Origin of the sequence: Rhodoferax saidenbachensis, assembly GCF_001955715.1 — a bacterium.
Classification (GTDB): Bacteria; Pseudomonadota; Gammaproteobacteria; order Burkholderiales; family Burkholderiaceae_C; genus Allorhodoferax; species Allorhodoferax saidenbachensis.
In genome coordinates this window covers 48,028-65,795 of the sequence record NZ_CP019239.1, presented here as the reverse complement: position 1 = coordinate 65,795, position 17,768 = coordinate 48,028, and the positions used below count along the sequence as shown (strand labels likewise).

Sequence of the window (17,768 nt, the reverse complement as noted above, 5' to 3'; positions counted from 1 at the left end):
CAGCAAGTCTTGCCAGCAAACGGGCGTGCTTTACAGTGCGGACTGCGAGAGAAACATCTCAACTTCAAGGGAGTAAACGTATGGGTCTGGTCTTCTGGATTGTCTTGGGTGTGCTGGTGGTCTACCTGGTCACCGTCTACAACAGCCTGGTCACCGTGAAAAACGCGGTGGGCAAAGCCTGGGCCAATATCGACGTGTTGCTCAAGCAGCGCCACGACGAACTTCCCAAGCTGGTGGACACCTGCAAGCAGTACATGCAGCACGAGCAGGAGACGCTGGAAAAGGTCATCCAGGCGCGTTCACGCGTGTCATCGGCGCGCGAAGCGCAGAACGTGGGCGCACTGGGCGCCGCCGAAAGCGCGCTGCGCAGCGGACTGGGCCAACTGTTTGCGCTGGCCGAAAACTACCCCGACCTGAAAGCCAACGAGCAGTTCCTGCACCTGCAGTCGCGCATCAGCGGGCTGGAGAACGCCATTGCCGACCGGCGCGAGTTCTACAACGAATCCGTCAACATCAACAACGTGGCCATCGAGCAGTTCCCCGGCGTGCTGGTGGCGCGCTTTTTCAACTTCAAGGACTTTGCGCTGCTGAAGTTTGCCGCTGAGGAAGTGCAGGACGTCGACATCGGCGCGCGCTTCAAGGGCTAAGCCCTGCTCCCGTCTGCAACACGCGACTGTGGATCTCCAAGTACAGGGCCTGCGCTGGCTGCGCAGCCAAAGTGCCAATGGCCTGCTGACCGGTGCCTACGCCACACTGGCAGGCATGGCACTGCACGCCGGCCCAGGGCGCACGCAGCAATGGTGCGTGGCAGGTCTGGTGGCCGTGGCGCTGCTGGCCTGGGCGGCCGCGCTGCGTCGGGCCCGCGCCATTGCCGATATCGCTACCTCCCGCATCGGGTCCGCCGCGCAGGGTTATGTGGAACTGCAGGGGCGCGCCACAGTCACGCAGCTGATTACCAGCCCACTGACCAACACCCCCTGCATCTGGTACCGCTACCGCATCTACGCCCGCGACAACGACGAGAAGGAATGGCGGGAGGTGGAAAGCGGCACCAGCGACGCCACCTTTGACATCACCGATAGCACCGGCCAGTGCACCGTGGACCCGGACCATGCAGAGGTGATGGGCGCCGAGGTGACCACCCGCGTGCGCAACGACCATAAACATGTGGAAGAACTGCTGCATGCCGGGCGCACGCTGTACGTGCTGGGCGAGTTCCGCACCGAGGGCGGCGTGAACTCCGCCCTGAGTCTGCGCGACGATGTGGGCGCGCTGCTCAACACCTGGAAAAAGGACCCGGCGGCGCTGCACCGCCGATTCGACCTGAACCACGACGGAGAAATTGACCTCAAGGAGTGGGAGCTGGCGCGCCGCCTGGCCACACGCATGGTGGAGCAGGAGCACCGCGCCATCCGCCAGCAACCCGGCGTGCATGTTCTGCGCGCACCGCAGGACGGGCGGCTGTTCCTGCTCTCGCCGCTGTCACCCCAATCCCTGCGCCGCCGCTACTTGCTGTGGAGTGCCCTGCACCTCAGCGCCGCGCTGGTGGTGCTGGTCCTCTGGATTCGCCACCTGCGCTAGGCCGCCTGTTTTCACCCGAATGGGAGATGGCCTGGGCCTGATCGCACTGCTATGCTTTCACGGTGCCGCAGAGCACTATGACAAAGAGGAGTTCAGGGATGAGACACAACATTGCGGCCTGCGTGGGCCTGGGCGTACTGGTGGCGACTGGCAGCTGCCAGGCGCAGGTGGACTACAACGCTATCCAGGCCGGCACGCTGCTGGACGGCAAGGGCATCCGGATTGGTGCATTCATCAAGCCGCTGCCCTTGCCGCAAGGCCATTGGCTAGTGGTGTCGCGCAACGACGAGGCCCTGGGGCTGACCGGGGGCCGGGCCGAGATGTCGCCACCCACCACCGGTTCGGTCACCCTGACCCTGAAAAGCACGGATGCGGGCAACGGCATTGCCGCCATGCTGGTGGGGTTTACGCCGGACTCCACCCCCGTGCGCTGGCTGGGCGAGTATTGCCCCAACAAGCAGTTTCCCATCGTGGACAACCTCGGCACCGAAGCCACCAGCATCGCCAGTGCCTGCGCTGAGGGGCAGTGGTATGCCAGTGGATTCCGGAATTGGATTGCATCGGCGGCAAGCCAGCCGCAAAAAAACATACAAACCATTTTTGGCGGGCTCACCCCCTATGCGAAGGAGATGCCAAACGCCCATGCCGCCATCCGCCTCAGCGCACGCCGGGACAGGGGCAGAAGCCTGAACTACGCGGTCTACGCACGCCTGCCCGCCAACTTTATGCCCAGCGGCGGCCGCTTTGAGACGCAGGTGCGGGAATGGGTCCATACCGCAGGCTTGGCGCTGCTGGACACCGTGAACAACCGCGAAAGCGCTATCCCCGCGTTTCCGCCTGTGGAAGAGGTTCCGCTCGCAAGCCCCTTCCCCAACGAAGCACCGGCCAAAACTCCGCCGGCCAAACCGATAGCGCTATTCCCCGGTACGCAGGGCTAGCGCCGCGCGCAATGCGCCTAGAGCACCGCGACTTCGGCAATCGCATTGGCCATGTATTCGATCTTCTGCTGCATGTCGGCATCGGTGTCGGCATAACGCTGGGCGATGGCCGCGAACTCTTCGTGGATTTCAATGAAGGCATCGACGATGTCGGGGTCGAAATGGGTGCCCCGTTCGCTGAAGATGATCTGTACTGCTTTGTCATGCGGCACGCCGTCCTTGTAGACCTTGTTGCTGATCAGCGCGTCGTACACATCGGCCAGCGCCACGATGCGGGCGGACACCGGAATTTGACCTTCCGAGAGGCCTTGGGGGTAACCGCTGCCATCCCACTTTTCCTGGTGCGAGCGCGTGATCTCTTTGGCAATCGTCAACAACGGCGAGGCCCGGCCCAGCGTCTTTTCGGCGCGCACGATCGACTCATACCCTAGGGTGGTGTGGGTGCGCATGATGGCTACTTCTTCGGGCGTGAGGCGTCCGGGCTTGAGCAAAATGCGGTCCGGTATGCCCACCGAGCCCATGTCGTACATGGGCACACTGCGGCACAGGCTTTCAATGTAGTCCGGCGTCAGCAGCGCGGCGTAACTGGGGTGGGGACCGAGCTTGTTGGCCAGCACGCGCACGTAGTGCTGGACGCGCAGGATATGGCTCTCGGTGTCGGACTCGCGCAGCTCGGCCAGTGTGGCCAGGGCAAACACAATCACCCGGTTCGCGTGCAGCGACTCCGCGACATCCAGCGACGATTGGGAAAATTCAGAATCCATGCTTATCTCCTGCAGTCGCGCCCAAGGGCGACTGGTAATCCGCAGCATTTTGCCACCGGCAGACTGTGGCGTCCCGTTTGTTGCGCGCGGTGGCGACCAAGAGCGGCTTTTCCGGAATTAATGCCTATCGCGGCGTCAGCGGCACCTGGTACACCCAGAGCGGGCGCTGCGGCCCGGCGAGCAATTGCGCCGTGGGCGCCAGCATGGTGGCCTCGAATTCCAGACTCACCAGCCAGGCACCGGGGCGCAGCTCGGCGCGCGCCTTCTCGGCCGCACGCGCCATGCTCTCGGGGCGCTGGAACAGGTAGACCATGTCGTAGGCCGACCAGTCGGCCTGCCAGATATCGCCCTGGCGCACACGCGCCCAGGGGCAACGCAGCGCACACCACGCGCGCAGCGGCCAGCTCCATTCGAGCCCGTGGAGTTGTGCCTGCGGATAAACACGGCGCAAGGCCTGCAGGCCGTGGCCCAGACCACATCCGGCATCGAGGATCCGCGCGCCAGTCGGTAGCGGCGCCTGCGCGGGCAAGGCGTCCAGCGCATGCAGCGGCGTAGGAAACAGCGGCGCGTCGCGCCAGGCGTTGATCGGGTAGACCAGCAGCAACAAGCCCAGCGGAATCAGCCAACCCCAGGCCGGCAATTGGGCCAGCGTGGGAGAAGACAGTACCAGCGAGAGCGGGAAACCCGCTGCGATGAACAGGCGCCGCCACCAGCTATTGCCCCACAGGCTCAGCAACACGCCCAGACCACTGGCCAGACCGAGCGCAAGAGCCAGGTCCGCGCCCTGCGCCGTGGCCAGGCGAAACACCAGCCAGCAGGCCAGCCAGGCCACCACGGCGGGTAGCGGCCAGTTTTGCAGGATTTTTTGCACAGGGTTTAATGCCATTTTGACCTCAAACCCTTATGGAATGTGCGCAAACAGCTATCACTTGTATAGCGTCTAAGGGCACAACCCGCCGCCGGGCCGCCCCAAGGCGGGTTAGCCCCCCTGGGGGGCAGCGACCCGCGCAGCGGTGGAGCGTGGGGGCGCACAGTTCAGCGACTTGTGCCGGGCGAGAGCCGCTCGATCAGCCCATTGAGTTCGTCGAGGGAGCCGAACTGGATCACCACCTCGCCCATTTCTTCGACGCGGCCATGGCGCTTGACGCGTTTTTTTACCAGCACTTCGACCTGCGCCATGAGCAGGTCCGACAGCTCTTCTTCCACGCGTTTGAGGTCGCGGGACTTTTCCTTGGTCGGCTTTTGCGGTGTCAGCGAGAACTCGGCGCTGAGCTTCTTGACCAAACTTTCGGCTTCGCGCACCGACATCTTCTTGGTGGCGATCTGGTTGGCAGCGGTGATCTGTGTGGCGCGGTCCAGCGCCAGCAGTGCACGCGCGTGGCCCATGTCCAGATCACCCGCCATCAGCATGGTCTGCACCGGGTCGGCCAGGTTCAGCAAACGCAGCAAGTTGGATGCGGCGCTGCGCGAACGGCCTACGGCCTGGGCGGCGGTTTCGTGCGTCAGGCCGAATTCCTTGATCAGGCGTTGCAGGCCCTGCGCTTCTTCCAGCGGGTTGAGGTCTTCGCGCTGGATATTTTCGATAAGCGCCATCGCGGCGGCGGCCTCGTTGGGCACGTCGCGCACCAGCACCGGCACGCTGTCCAGGCCGGCCAGCTTGGCAGCGCGAAAGCGGCGTTCGCCGGCAATGATTTCATAGACCGGGCGTTTGGAATTGCCGTCGCGGTGCTTGGCAGCATCCACGTCGGAAAGCTGGCGCACCAGGATGGGCTGCATGATGCCTTGCGCCTTGATGCTCTCAGCCAGCTCGTACAGTGCGCCCTCGTCCATGCGGGTGCGCGGCTGGTAGACACCGGCCACCATGTCGCTCAGCAGCAGCGTGCTGGGCAGGCCGGGGTTGGCAGGCGTCGCATCGGCAGCGGGCGCGTCCTTGACCTTGGGGCCCAACAGCGCCTCCAATCCCATGCCCAGTCCCTTGGGTTTCTTCGTGACCATCATTCTTTTCCTTAAAAACTCTGTGGCTCAGATCGCCCGTGCGATCAGCGCCTGCAATCTGTCGTGGCCATCGGGCCAGTCGCCCAAGCCGGACTCACCATTGATGTGTCCGCACGCGCCGTAATCCACAAATTCGGCGCCCCAAGCCGTTGCAAACTCCTGCGCACGCGCGAAGCTGCAATACGGGTCGTTGGTGCTGCCGAACAATTGCGATGTGAATGGCAAGCGCTGCTTCACCACCGGCGACCAGCTTTTCAATGCCGCGCGCAACTCTTCACGCTCCGGGTCACCGGGCGCCACCAAAAATGCGGCCTGCACCTTGTGGGTGTTTTGCGAGTGCTCTGCCCACGCGGCGGTGAGCATGCAGCCCAGGCTGTGCGCCACCAGCACCACGGGCGTGGGGGCGGCCAGTACATATTCTTCGAGCTGTGCCATCCAGTCACCACGCAGCGGCTGCATCCAGTCGTGCTGCTGCACACGCGTGTAGCCATACAGCGCCTCCCAGCGGCTTTGCCAGTGGGCGTCACCGGAGTTTTGCCAGCCGGGCAAGATCAGGACAGTGGGTACAGGAGAGACCATTTTGCTATGAATTCAGGAGCAGCTTGCACAATATTGACGGAGGCTACAGGCCTATTTGGCTTATAAAACCTACATGGCCTTGATACGATCCACCATCTCCTGGGCGAAGGTGATGAAGGCCTGGGCGCCTTTGGAGTTGGGGTCAAATGCCACGCCCGGCAGCCCATAACTGGGCGCCTCGGCCAGACGCACATTGCGCGGGATTACCGAGTCGAACACCTTGTCACCAAAGTGCGCCTTGAGCTGGTCGCTGACCTGCTGTTGCAAGGTGATGCGCGGGTCGAACATCACGCGCAGCAAGCCGATGATCTGCAAGTCGTCGTTGAGGTTGGCCTTGACCTGCTTGATGGTGTTGACCAGATCGGTCAGACCTTCGAGTGCAAAGTACTCACACTGCATGGGCACGATCACGCCGTGCGCGCAGCACAGGCCGTTGAGTGTGAGCATCGAGAGTGACGGCGGGCAGTCGATCAGCACAAAGTCGTACTCATGGTCTACGGCGGCGATGGCCAGCTTGAGACGCTTCTCACGCCGCTCCACTTCCACCAGCTCCACTTCGGCACCCGCCAGTTCGCGGTTGGCGCCCAGGATGTCGTAGCTGCAGCCAGCCTCCTTGAGCTTGTCGCTCTGGGCGCGCGCTTCGGTAATCGATGCGGACTCCAGCAACACGTCATACACCGTGAGTTCCAGCTTGCGTTTGTCCACACCCGAACCCATGGTGGCATTGCCTTGTGGGTCCAGGTCAATCATCAATACACGCTGGCCCACTTTGGCCAAGCCCGCCGCCAGATTGACCGTGGTGGTGGTTTTACCCACCCCACCCTTTTGGTTGGCAACACAGAAAATTTTGGCCATAACGCGCTTTACGTGAGGAGACTGGGGAACGGAAGACGGAGAGATTTAGCGGGAGATCGCAAGGCGAATGCCAAAGCCAATCAGGAACAGGCCGGCGACTTTTTCGAGCACGCGACCGATCTTGGGATTGGCGCGCATGCGCTCGGCCAGGTAGTGCGTGAGCAGGGTCGCGCCCAGGCCATACAGAAAAGTCAGGAAGGCAATCGTGGCCGCCATGAAGGCATAGGTCACCAGACCTTGCTGGCGCGCGGGATCGACAAACAGCGGGAAGAAGGCCATGTAAAACAAAATGGCCTTGGGGTTGAGCAAGGTGATAACCATGGCCTGGCGCAGGTAGTGCCCGGCCTTGATGTTGAGCACGGGCGCCGCGCCGGGTTTGGCGGTCAGCATCCTGAAACCCAGGTACGCAAGGTAAGCCGCACCGGCCCACTGCACGGCATGGAAGGCATCGGGGTAGGCGGCCAAGAGCGCGGCAACTCCGGCCACGGCCGACCACATCAGCACCTGATCACCCAAGATCACACCCAGCGTAGCCGCCAGCCCGCCCGTGATTCCACCCTTGCTGGTGGAAGTCACCAAGGCCAGATTGCCCGGGCCGGGAATGGCCAGAAACACGATGATGGTGATGACAAAAGTGCCGTAATCGGTGACGCCGAGCATGGTGAATTTCTTTCAGGGGAAGGAGTTGAGTTTACGTTGGATTTTTGGCCCGACTTTTTGGTCTTTTTGGGACGTGCGGTTTTTAAGACACCGCGCTGACTCGCACCAGCTGCGAGGTGCACGTTTTGCTCCGTGTCCCCCGCCCGCTTTGCGGGCTCCTCCTTTTACCTACGCAAAACGCACACCCCACACCTGCTGCTAGAGAGTGGCAAGGTAAAGGGGGCCAAGACATCGGTACGCCAACACCTCATGGGACCAGGTGGGTTGGGTGCTCTTTTCCGGGAGGTTAAGGAAGAGCGCCCTCACGGCGCGGGGGACACGTACGGGAAAGAGTGCCCGACACGCCTGAGCCAGAAGCAACCCAGGCAATCAGGGGAGCTCTGCCCGGCGCATCCAAACAATGCACCGCTCCGCATCCAGCCCCGGCACTGCCAGTTGTTCCACGTGAAACACCGACACCGAAGACGGCAAGGCAGCCATCTCGTCCACCGGGTTTTTGCCCTTCATCCCCATCCAGATGCCCTGCTCTGCCAACGCCCCGACTGACCAGGTGGTGAAGTCCACCAGGGAAGCAAAGGCGCGGGAGCTGACGACCTGGTATTTGTCCGTCAAGTTTTCCACCCGCGCATGGATGCCGCGCAGATTCGGCAGCTTCAGGCTCGCCGCCACCTGCTGGATAAACGCCGCCTTTTTGGCAACGGTGTCCACGCAATGCACCGTGATGTCCGGGCAGCAAATGGCGATCACCGCGCCGGGCAGACCAGCACCGGAACCCACATCCAGCAGACGCAGCGCCGAACTCTCGGCAGACAGCAAGCCCAACTCGGCAATCTGCCGACGCAGTGGCGCGATCACCGCCAGACTGTCCAGCAAATGGTGCGTCAGCATTTCGGCCGGGTCGCGCACCGCCGTCAGGTTGTAGACCTTGGTCCATTTCTGGATCAAGTCCAGATAATCCAGCAGTTGCTGCACCTGGGCCTCGGTCGGCGCCAGGCCCAGTTGCCCCAAGCCGCGCTGCAACTCCGCCTGCAACGGGCGCGTCACGCGGACAGCTCCGCAGCAGCCTCGGCCTTGTCGGCCAACTTATCGGCGAAGCCGCGGAAGTTGCCCTTCTTCAGGTGGATCAACAGCAGCGAGATGGTGGCGGGCGTGATGCCCGACAGGCGCGAGGCCTGGCCCAGGGTTTCGGGGCGGTATTTGTTCAGGCGCTGGCGGGCCTCGATACTCAGGGCCGAGACCTGCATGTAGTCCAGCTCAGCCGGCAGACGCAGGTTTTCGTAATGGGCGGAGCGCTCAACTTCGTCTTTCTGACGGGTGATGTAGCCCGAGTACTTGGCGGCAATCTCCACCTGCTCGATCACCGACGCAACAAACACGTCTTGCGCCAGGACGGCTGCATCCGGTGTTTCACGTGAAACAGGGGCAGGCAAATCGCGGTTCGCGTACTTGCCACCGTCCAGCGACATCAGCCCGGCGTAGTCGACATCTGGGCGACGCAGCAGATCCCCCAGGTTGTATTCGTGCTCAATCGCCTTGCCCAGCACGCGCTCGGACTCGGTGGCCGGCAGGTTGTTGGGGTTCACCCAGATGCTGCGCAGGCGTTCTGTTTCACGTGAAACAGCATCGCGCTTGCGGCAGAAAGCGTCCCAGCGGGCGTCGTCCACCAGACCCAGCTTGCGGCCGGTTTCGGTCAGGCGGGCGTCGGCATTGTCTTCGCGCAGTTGCAGGCGGAACTCTGCCCGGCTGGTGAACATGCGATACGGCTCGGTCACGCCCTTGGTGATCAGGTCGTCGACCAGCACGCCCAGGTAGGCCTCGTCCCGGCCGGGCATCCAGGTGTCACCGGTCCATTGGGTTTTGGCACCGGCCTGCAGTGCGGCATTGATACCGGCGAACATGCCCTGGGCCGCAGCCTCCTCGTAACCGGTGGTGCCATTGATCTGTCCGGCAAAGAACAGGCCGCCAATCTGGCGTGTCTCAAAGCTGCTCTTCAGACTGCGCGGGTCAAAGTAGTCGTACTCGATGGCGTAACCCGGGCGCAGGATGTGGGCGTTTTCCAGCCCGGTCATGCTGCGCACCAGGTCGTACTGCACGTCGAACGGCAGGCTGGTGGAGATGCCGTTGGGGTAGTACTCGTGGGTCGTCAGGCCTTCGGGCTCCAGGAAAATCTGGTGGCTGTCCTTGTCCGCAAAGCGGTTGATCTTATCTTCCACGCTGGGGCAGTAGCGCGGGCCCACGCCCTCGATCTTGCCGGTGAACATGGGGCTGCGGTCGAAGCCGCTGCGGATGATGTCGTGCGTGCGCTCGTTGGTGTGCGTGATCCAGCAGGGCATCTGCTGCGGGTGCATGTCCAGCCGGCCCATGAAGCTGAATACCGGCATCACCGGGCTCATGCCACCGGCCACGCCATCACCGGGTTGCTCTTGCAGTTTGCTGAAATCAATCGTGCGGCCATCGAGACGCGGTGGTGTGCCGGTCTTCAGGCGGCCTTGCGGCAGCTTGAGTTCCTTGAGACGTGCGCTCAATGAAACTGCAGGCGGGTCCCCTGCCCTGCCCGCCGCGTAGTTGTTCAGGCCCACATAGATCTTGCCGTCGAGGAAGGTGCCCGCGGTCAGCACCACGGTCTTGGCGCGGAACTGGATGCCTACTTGGGTCACGGCGCCGACCACACGGTCGCCCTCAATCATCAGGTCGTCCACGGCCTGCTGAAACAGAGACAGGTTGGGCTGGTTCTCCAGCATGCGGCGGATGGCCGCCTTGTACAAAACCCGGTCGGCCTGCGCCCGCGTGGCGCGCACGGCCGGGCCCTTGCTGGAATTGAGAATACGAAACTGGATGCCTGCCTCGTCGGTGGCCAGCGCCATCGCACCGCCCATGGCGTCCACCTCTTTGACCAAGTGGCCCTTGCCAATGCCACCGATGGATGGGTTGCAGCTCATCTGGCCCAGCGTCTCGATGTTGTGCGAGAGCAGCAGGGTCTTGCAGCCCATGCGGGCCGCGGCCAACGCGGCCTCGGTTCCGGCATGGCCACCGCCAACGACGATGACATCGAATTGTTCTGGATACAGCATGGTGTTCTATTCAGGCGCACCAAAGACAGAAGGTGTGCGCCAAGTGAGGGGGAAGGCAGTGATTTTACCGGGTGCCTGATTTTTTGGCACGCTCCGGTTTTGTTGGGCTGCGTTGCTTCGGGATTCAGTGGACGGGGTGCTCTGCGCCGTTCGTGTCCCCCGCCCTTCGGGCTCCTCCTTTACCTCACTTTGCAGAACACCCCATCCACTGAATCCAGCAATGGGTTGGCTCTCCCCTGTGCAAAAAAGCTTCGAGCGGCAGGCGTGGGGTGTGCGTTTTGCGCAGGTAAAGGAGGAGCCCGCGCAGCGGGCGGGGGACACGGAGCAAAACGCACACCCCACGCCTGCTGCGGGAGAACGAGACGCCATGGCCCATCTTGGTGACAATAGACACATGACCAAATTACTCATCTTCGCAGGCAGCACCCGCCAGAATTCCTTCAACCGCCGCCTGGCCCACGCCACCGCCGATCTGGCCCGTGCCGCCGGTGCGGACGTGACGCATCTGGAGCTGTCCACGCTGGACATTCCGCTGTACAACGCCGACCTGGAAGCGACGGGCACACCGCCTGACGTGATGCGCCTCAAGGACATCATGGACGCGCACCCGGCCTGGATCATCGTCTCGCCCGAGTACAACGGCAGCTACACCGGCCTGTTGAAAAACACGATCGACTGGGCCAGCAGCCCGGTCAAGGGCCACCCAGTCTGGGGCGGTCGTGATCCGTTTGCCGGCAAAGTGGTGGGCCTGTTGAGTGCTTCGCCCGGTGCGCTGGGTGGACTGCGTTCGCTGAGCCACCTGAACCCGCTGCTGCAAAACCTGCAGTGCTGGATCTGCCCCAAGCAATTCGCACTGGGCCGCGCCGGTGACGCCTTTGACGAACAGGGCGCGCTGAAGTCCGACGCCCATCGCCACAGCGCCCAGGCCGTAGTCGACCAGGTGCTGTGGGCCAGCGCCCGTCTGCACCCGGTTTAAGTGTCAAGCCGGGCTCTATCCCGCATGGGTTGTGCGTAAGAAGCTATTGTTTTAATAGCAAACTAGCGCGCCGCACTCAGAACGGGTAGTGGCGCGGTGTGGTCTGCAGCGTGATCCAGCGCAGCTCGGTGAACTCGGCCACACCGGCCTTGCCACCGAAACGGCCCATGCCGCTGCCCTTCACGCCGCCAAACGGCATTTGCGCTTCGTCGTGCACCGTGGGGCCATTCACATGGCAGATGCCGGAGTCAATACGGCGCGCCACGTTGAACGCACGCGCGATGTCTGCACCAAACACGGCGGACGACAAACCGTATTCGTTGTCATTGGCGCAGGCCACGGCCTCCTCCACGCCATTCACACGCACCACACATTTCACCGGGCCAAAGGTTTCCTCGTGGTAGATGCGCATCGCGGGCGTCACGTGGTCCAGCACGGTGGCGGCCATCAGTGTGTTTTGCGCTTTGCCGCCGCACAGCAGCTTGGCGCCCTTGGCCAGCGCGTCATCGATCAGCGCGTTGCAATGCTCCACCGTGTTCATGCCAATCACAGAGCCCAGCACCACCGGCTCCGGCTTGCGCGGGTCGCCCACAGGCAGTGCGCCCGCCTTGGCCGCAAACTGTTTAGTGAAGGCGTCGGCAATCTTCTGGTCCACGATGATGCGTTCGGTGGACATGCAAATCTGTCCGCTGTTGGCAAAGCTGCCAAAGGCGGCGCCGTTCACGGCGTCCTCAATCACTGCATCGTCCAGAATCACCAGCGGCGCCTTGCCGCCCAGCTCCAGCACCACGGGTTTCAAATACTTGGCGCAGGTCAGCGCAATGATCTTGCCCACCTTGGTGGAACCGGTGAAGTTGACACGTCGCACTGCAGGGTGCGCCACGATGGCTTCCACCACCGCACCTGCATCGGCCGGCGCGTTGGTGATGTAGTTCACCACGCCGGCCGGGAAACCCGCGTCGGCAAAGGCTTCGATGATCAGTTGGTGCGTGCGGGGGCAGTTTTCGCTACCCTTGAAGATCACCGTGTTGCCGCAGGCTAGCGGCGTGGCAATGGCGCGCACGCCCAGGATGATGGGCGCGTTCCAGGGCGCAATGCCCAGCACCACACCGGCGGGCTGGCGCACACCCATGGCCAGGCTGCCGGGCACGTCGGACGGGATCACCTCACCACTGATCTGCGTGGTCAGCGACGCTGCCTCGCGGATCATGCCCGCGGCCAAGTGCACGTTGAAGCCGGCCCACATGCCGGTGCCACCGGTCTCGGCGCCCACGGCTTCAATGAACTGCGGCGTCTTCGCTTCCAGCGCGTCGGCGGCTTTGAGCAGCAGCGCACGGCGCTCACCGGGGCCGGTCTGGCTCCAGGTCTTGAAGGCTTCAGCCGCGGCATCGGCGGCCATCACGGCATCTGCTACTGAGGCCGCTGGCGCGCGCGTGGCCACACTGCCATCCAGCGGGTTGCGCCGCTCAAAGGTGGCGCCCTTCTCGGCGGTGACTTTGAGGCCATTGATCAGCATGGACAAATCGGACATGAAATACTCCTTGAAAACTAGAGAACCCGTTCGCCCTGAGCTCGTCGAAGGGCTTCGACAGGCTCAGCCCGAACGGTGGGTTGTGTGGTGATCGCTTTGGTGGACTCGTTTGCAGCGGCACCCAGATAGGCTTCGCGGATCACGCTGGAGCGCGCCAGCAAGGCGGCTGGCCCGCTGGCCACCAACGTGCCGCGCTCCAACACGTAGCCACGGTCGGCCACGGCCAGCGCCTTCTTCACGTTCTGCTCCACCATCAGCACGGTGGTGCCCGCATCGGCAATCCGCCGGGCAATCGCCAGCAGCTCGTCCACCATCTTGGGCGCCAGGCCCAGCGAGGGTTCGTCCAGCATCAAGAGACGCGGTGCACTCATCATAGCGCGCGCCACGGCCACCATTTGTTGTTCACCGCCGCTCATGGTGCCGGCCAGTTGCTGGGTACGTTCGCGCAGCTTGGGGAAGTCGACAAAGGCCTGCTCCATGCGGCGCGCACGTTCGGCCTTACTGCACAACCAGCCGCCGAGCTCCAGGTTTTCGGTCACCGTCATCTGCGGGAACAGCTGGCGGCCCTCGGCCACCAGCGCCATGCCGCGCTGCACGATTTCGTTGGTCTTGGTGGGCAGGTCTTCGCCGTTGAGCAGTACCTCGCCCTGGCGTGCGATCAGACCCGACAGGGCCTTGAGCAGCGTGGTCTTGCCCGCGCCGTTGGGTCCCAGGATGACCGTGAGGCCGGGCTTGATTTCCAGCGACAGATTGCGCAGCACCAGAAATGCGCCGTAACCCGCACTCAAACCATTGACCTGCAAATGCGCGCGGGTGGTGCCGCCCAGCACAAAGGGGGTGGGTTCAAACCACATCATGCGGGGGCTCCTGCAGGCTCAACCATTTCGTCACCCAGATAGGCTTCAATCACTTCCGCGTTGCGCACCACCTCGGCCGGTGTGCCATCGGCAATCTTGCGGCCCTGATGCAGCACGATCACGCGCTCCACATGGCGCAACAGCGTGGTCACCGCATGTTCAATCCACACCACGGTCAGGTCCAGCTCGTCGCGCATGCGGCGTATCAGTTGCGCCATCGCTTCCACCTCGGATTCGGTCAGGCCCGCGGCCACTTCGTCCAGCAGCAACATGCGCGGGCGTGTGGCCAGCGCCATGCCAATCTCCAGCAGGCGTTGTTGTGAGGGCGTGATGGCGGCAGCCGGCAAATCAGCCAGGTGCGCCAGGCCAATCAATTCCAGAATGCTCATCGCATCCCGCAGGTGCCACGGCCCCTCACGCTTGCGCCCGGCAAACTTCAAACCAAACTCGATGTTGGCCACGACCAGCATGTCAGCAAACACACGTGGCGTCTGGAAGGTGCGTGCCACACCCGCCGCGGCGTAGTGGTGCGGTGGCCTGCCATCCAGGCGTTTGCCGCTGGCCGTGAGCTGACCCGACGTGGGTGGCGTGACGCCCGAGATGGCGTTAAAAAACGTGGTCTTGCCCGCACCGTTGGGGCCAATGATGCCCACCAGCTCACCGGCGCAAAACGTGGCGTTCACCGCATCCACCGCTACCAGGCCACCAAACCGCACCGTGATGTCGCGGGCTTCCAAAAACACCTCAGCCACGGCGGTCCTCCTTGCGGCCCAGGTCACGCACCCACTGGCGGCTGCTCTGCCACCAGCCGGTGAACGTGCTCCCGCGCAGCGATGCCAAACCACCGGGCAAATACAACACGCTCAGGATCAGCAAAATACCCAGCGACATCATGTAGATCTGCGGAAACTGCAGGCGCAATGTCTCGGCCAGCACGCTGAAGGCAATCGCTGCAATCAGCGGCCCCCACAGCGTGACCGCACCGCCAATCAGCGCAATCAGCACGGTCTGAAAACCAATGAACGGGTTGAACACCGTGTGCGGGTCGATATACGTCCAGCGCACCGACATGGCCGCACCCACGGCACCGGCAAACGCGGCAGTCAGCGCAAAGCCGGCAATCTTCACCAACCGCGTATTCACACCCAGTGTCTGTGCACGTTGTTCGTCCGCACCTATGCCCAACAGCGCCAGCCCCAGACGGCTGCGGCGCAGCAGGATGGAGCACAACACCGCCAGTACCGCGAGCAAAAGCACCGTGAGGTAAATCGTGTCGCGCTCGGGCACCACCATCAGCACGCGGCCCACGGTGCCGGTCACGGTCTTTTCAAAGTAGGTCACTGCGTGGCGGATCAACTCGGTCATACCAAAGGTCAACACCGCAAAGTAGGTACCGCGCAGGTGCAGCACGGCCGCGCCCATCACCACGGCCACCAGCGTGGCCAGGCCGGCGCCCAGCGCCACGGCCTGCCACCACGACACCTGCTCCAGCACCAGTGCGCTGGTGTAGGCGCCAATGCCAAAGAAGGCCGAGGTCGCCAGCGACAGATACCGCGTGGTGCCGCAAAACAGCCCCCAGCTTGACGACAGCGCCACATACATCAGGCAGGTCAACGCCATGGACACGACAAACTCGCTGCCGTAATGCGGCAGGGCCAGGGCCCAACCGGCAAAAGCCAGCAGGAGGAGAAGATCACGCACCAGAATTTGCCGGGATGTCATTTCGCAAACAGTCCGCGGGGCCGCAACAACAGCACCGCTATAAAAATGCCGTAAGACAACAAGGCCTTCAGCGAGGGGTTGGTGAAATGCATGCCCAGCGCTTCCACCACGCCCAGCAGCAGGCCGCCGGCCAGCGCACCGCCCATGCTGCCAAAGCCGCCCAGGGTGATGACGATCAGCGCGGTCACGGTGTAAGGCTCGCCCATGCTCGGCGTGATGGTGTAGGCCATGGACAGCAGGCAGCCCGCCACGCCCGAGAGGCCCAACCCCACGCCAAACATCAGCGGGTGCAGGCGTTTGGTGTCTATGCCCACCAGCTGCGCGCCGGTGGGTGACTGCATCAATGCACGCACCCCCTTGCCCAGTAGCGTGAAGCGCAACACCAGCATCAATGCCAGGCTGAAGACCAACGCCAACGCAAACACCAACAGTTTGTTGCCGGCAAACTGCGCGTCACCAAACTTCACCGGGTCGGTCAGGTAGTCGTAACCGCGCAGGTCACCGCCCCACATGTACGAGGCAAAGTTCTGCACCAGAAACATCAGGCCAAAGGCCACCATCAGCCCGCGGGCCTCGAAGATATCGAGGTTGGGCGACGTGGCACTCAGGCGCCGGAAGCACAACGCATGGATGGCCATACCCAGCGCCATCATGGCCGCGAAGGACAGCGGAATCATCCACAGCGGCGACAAGCCCCAGGTGGATTGCGCCATCCAGGTCAGGTAGGCGCCCACCATCAGAAACTCGCCGTGCGCAATGTTCAATATGCGCATCAGCCCGTACTGCAGATTCAGCCCCAGCGCCACCAGCGCATAGATGCCCCCGGTAATCAGGCCGGAGGCAATCAGTTCAAGCCAAGCTCCCCCGGTCACGAAGCGTTTACTTCCATGCCGGTTTGTTGGCGTTCAGCGGTGCGGTGGCCAGATTCTTCGGCCACACCACCTCGAACTCGCCGTTCTGCCACTGGCTCACGGTGCCCGGCGTGGCGGTGTTTTCGCTGCCGGTGAACTTGATGTCACCAATGATGGTCTTGTGGGTGCCCGCAGCGATGTAGTCGCGCAGCGCCTTGCGGTCCAGCCCGACCTTGGCCACGGCAGCGGTCAGGATCTCCAGCCCGGCCCAGGTCGCGCCACTGGCCCAACGGTCAGGTTCCTTTCCGCCAAACTTCTTGGTGTGCGCGTCAAAGTAAGCCTTGGCACCGGGGCTGGTCTTGCCATTCCACGAGCCCATGCCCAACACGCCTTCGGCACCGGCAGGTGTCATCACATTCTTGTAAAGCTGGAAGGCCGTGCCCACCGACGCGTAGAAGAACTTGGGGTTGAAGCCCACTTCCTTGGCCTGCTTGCTCGCCAGAATGGTGTCGGGCGGGTAGGTGAAGCCGACAAACGCATCCGGGTTCTTTTCCTTCATGGAGCGCAGCACCGGCGACAGGTCTTTCACACCGGCGGGGTAACTCTTGTCTTCCACCATGCTGATGCCACTGCCCTGCAGCGCCACACGCAGCGCAGCGTAGTTTTCCAGGCCAAACAGGTCGTCCACATAAATCACGGCGATGGTCTTGGCGCCGGCGGCCTTGAGCATGTCCACCAGCGCATCACACATGGGCTTGGGCTGCTGCAACAGCAGGAAGAAGTACGGCAGCTTCATTTCCACCAGGCGCTTGGACAAGGCGGTGGGTGCGAGGAACGGGTAACCAAAACGATTGGCCAGCGGTGCGACGGCAAAGTTGGCATTGCTGCCCCAGGGCGGCAGCACCAGGTCGACCTTGTCACTGCCCATGAGTTTTTCGTAAGTGCGCACCACGGTCTCGGTGTCGCTGCGGTCGTCGGAGCTGATCAGCTCGATCGGGCGGCGCACGCCCTTGACCAGCAGGCCACCCGCCGCGTTTTGCTGCTCGGCCCACAGCAGGTAGTTGGGCTCCTGGCTGACCTGTGCACCACCGGTCCACGGGCCGGTGCGTGACATGGTGTAACCAATGCGCACCGGGGGTTCGGCGGCGAACAGGTGCGGGGCAAATGCTGCAGCTCCGGCTGCGGCAGCAGCACCTTTGAGCAGGGTGCGTTTGGTGTTCTGAACCATGGTTTGTCTCCTGTGGATCGGGTTTTTGTACGTCTGCACATGGTAAAAAACCAGCGTCTGTAGGGCTTTTCCCACGGCGCACATTCCGCTTGATGGTTTGTGCATAACCCCTAGGGATAACCCTTGACCCTTAGGGTTACGGTGTGCGCAAACCGGCGGT

The 17,768-nt window shown here is 63.0% G+C and carries 18 protein-coding genes; 4 read left to right on the top strand and 14 right to left on the bottom strand.

All coding sequences use genetic code 11. The annotated features are described in order from the left end of the window. Positions 1-80: 80 nt before the first annotated feature. From RS694_RS00350 to RS694_RS00340, 3 genes are all read left to right on the top strand, one after another. Complete coding sequence (locus RS694_RS00350; RefSeq protein ID WP_029706338.1) at positions 81-647, top strand: LemA family protein; 567 nt, start codon at positions 81-83, stop codon at positions 645-647. A gap of 28 nt (positions 648-675) precedes the next feature. Beyond that, positions 676-1,581, top strand: a complete 906-nt coding sequence (locus RS694_RS00345) for a hypothetical protein (protein WP_051391727.1) — start codon at positions 676-678, stop codon at positions 1,579-1,581. Positions 1,582-1,679: 98 nt separating this feature from the next. Further along, positions 1,680-2,519 (top strand): hypothetical protein, encoded by an 840-nt coding sequence (locus RS694_RS00340; protein ID WP_029706336.1) that lies wholly within the window; start codon positions 1,680-1,682, stop codon positions 2,517-2,519. A gap of 17 nt (positions 2,520-2,536) precedes the next feature. Here RS694_RS00340 and RS694_RS00335 read toward each other — a convergent pair whose 3' ends face one another. From RS694_RS00335 to mnmG, 8 genes are all read right to left on the bottom strand, one after another. Beyond that, entirely contained in the window at positions 2,537-3,283 is a 747-nt protein-coding gene (locus RS694_RS00335) for an HD-GYP domain-containing protein (protein WP_029706334.1), read from the bottom strand. A 124-nt stretch (positions 3,284-3,407) separates the two neighbouring features. Beyond that, entirely contained in the window at positions 3,408-4,169 is a 762-nt protein-coding gene (locus tag RS694_RS00330) for a class I SAM-dependent methyltransferase (RefSeq protein ID WP_029706333.1), read from the bottom strand. 149 nt (positions 4,170-4,318) lie between these two features. After that, positions 4,319-5,278 (bottom strand): ParB/RepB/Spo0J family partition protein, encoded by a 960-nt coding sequence (locus tag RS694_RS00325; protein WP_029706330.1) that lies wholly within the window; start codon positions 5,276-5,278, stop codon positions 4,319-4,321. Positions 5,279-5,305: 27 nt separating this feature from the next. Continuing rightward, positions 5,306-5,857, bottom strand: a complete 552-nt coding sequence (locus RS694_RS00320) for an RBBP9/YdeN family alpha/beta hydrolase (protein ID WP_029706328.1) — start codon at positions 5,855-5,857, stop codon at positions 5,306-5,308. Between the two features lie 69 nt (positions 5,858-5,926). Beyond that, entirely contained in the window at positions 5,927-6,712 is a 786-nt protein-coding gene (locus RS694_RS00315; protein WP_076069188.1) for a ParA family protein, read from the bottom strand. Between the two features lie 45 nt (positions 6,713-6,757). Then, positions 6,758-7,372 (bottom strand): LysE family transporter, encoded by a 615-nt coding sequence (locus RS694_RS00310; protein WP_029706326.1) that lies wholly within the window; start codon positions 7,370-7,372, stop codon positions 6,758-6,760. 369 nt (positions 7,373-7,741) lie between these two features. Beyond that, entirely contained in the window at positions 7,742-8,416 is a 675-nt protein-coding gene (gene rsmG, locus RS694_RS00305) for a 16S rRNA (guanine(527)-N(7))-methyltransferase RsmG (RefSeq protein WP_029706325.1), read from the bottom strand. Continuing rightward, on the bottom strand, positions 8,413-10,443 hold the full coding sequence (mnmG, locus tag RS694_RS00300) for a tRNA uridine-5-carboxymethylaminomethyl(34) synthesis enzyme MnmG (protein WP_029706324.1): 2,031 nt from the start codon (positions 10,441-10,443) through the stop codon (positions 8,413-8,415). The genes rsmG and mnmG overlap by 4 nt, the downstream gene beginning before the upstream one ends. A gap of 394 nt (positions 10,444-10,837) precedes the next feature. On the opposite strand from mnmG, the gene RS694_RS00295 reads away from it, so the two are divergent. After that, entirely contained in the window at positions 10,838-11,419 is a 582-nt protein-coding gene (locus tag RS694_RS00295) for an NADPH-dependent FMN reductase (RefSeq protein WP_029706322.1), read from the top strand. A gap of 76 nt (positions 11,420-11,495) precedes the next feature. On the opposite strand, the gene RS694_RS00290 is transcribed toward RS694_RS00295, so the two are convergent. Genes RS694_RS00290 through RS694_RS00265 form a run of 6 tightly spaced genes read right to left on the bottom strand, consistent with a single transcriptional unit; the run spans position 11,496 to position 17,608 of the window. Continuing rightward, positions 11,496-12,950, bottom strand: coding sequence for an aldehyde dehydrogenase (locus tag RS694_RS00290; RefSeq protein WP_029706321.1), 1,455 nt, complete (start codon positions 12,948-12,950; stop codon positions 11,496-11,498). Between the two features lie 17 nt (positions 12,951-12,967). Next, on the bottom strand, positions 12,968-13,807 hold the full coding sequence (locus RS694_RS00285) for an ABC transporter ATP-binding protein (RefSeq protein WP_051391726.1): 840 nt from the start codon (positions 13,805-13,807) through the stop codon (positions 12,968-12,970). Next, positions 13,804-14,559 carry an ABC transporter ATP-binding protein gene (locus tag RS694_RS00280; protein ID WP_029706319.1) on the bottom strand — a complete coding sequence of 252 codons (756 nt, stop codon included), beginning with the start codon at positions 14,557-14,559 and terminating at the stop codon, positions 13,804-13,806. Before RS694_RS00280 ends, RS694_RS00285 begins: the two co-directional genes overlap by 4 nt. Further along, positions 14,552-15,529, bottom strand: coding sequence for a branched-chain amino acid ABC transporter permease (locus tag RS694_RS00275; RefSeq protein WP_051391725.1), 978 nt, complete (start codon positions 15,527-15,529; stop codon positions 14,552-14,554). Before RS694_RS00275 ends, RS694_RS00280 begins: the two co-directional genes overlap by 8 nt. Continuing rightward, entirely contained in the window at positions 15,526-16,401 is an 876-nt protein-coding gene (locus tag RS694_RS00270; RefSeq protein ID WP_029706317.1) for a branched-chain amino acid ABC transporter permease, read from the bottom strand. The genes RS694_RS00275 and RS694_RS00270 overlap by 4 nt, the downstream gene beginning before the upstream one ends. A gap of 7 nt (positions 16,402-16,408) precedes the next feature. Further along, positions 16,409-17,608, bottom strand: coding sequence for an amino acid ABC transporter substrate-binding protein (locus RS694_RS00265; RefSeq protein ID WP_029706316.1), 1,200 nt, complete (start codon positions 17,606-17,608; stop codon positions 16,409-16,411). Positions 17,609-17,768: the final 160 nt, after the last annotated feature.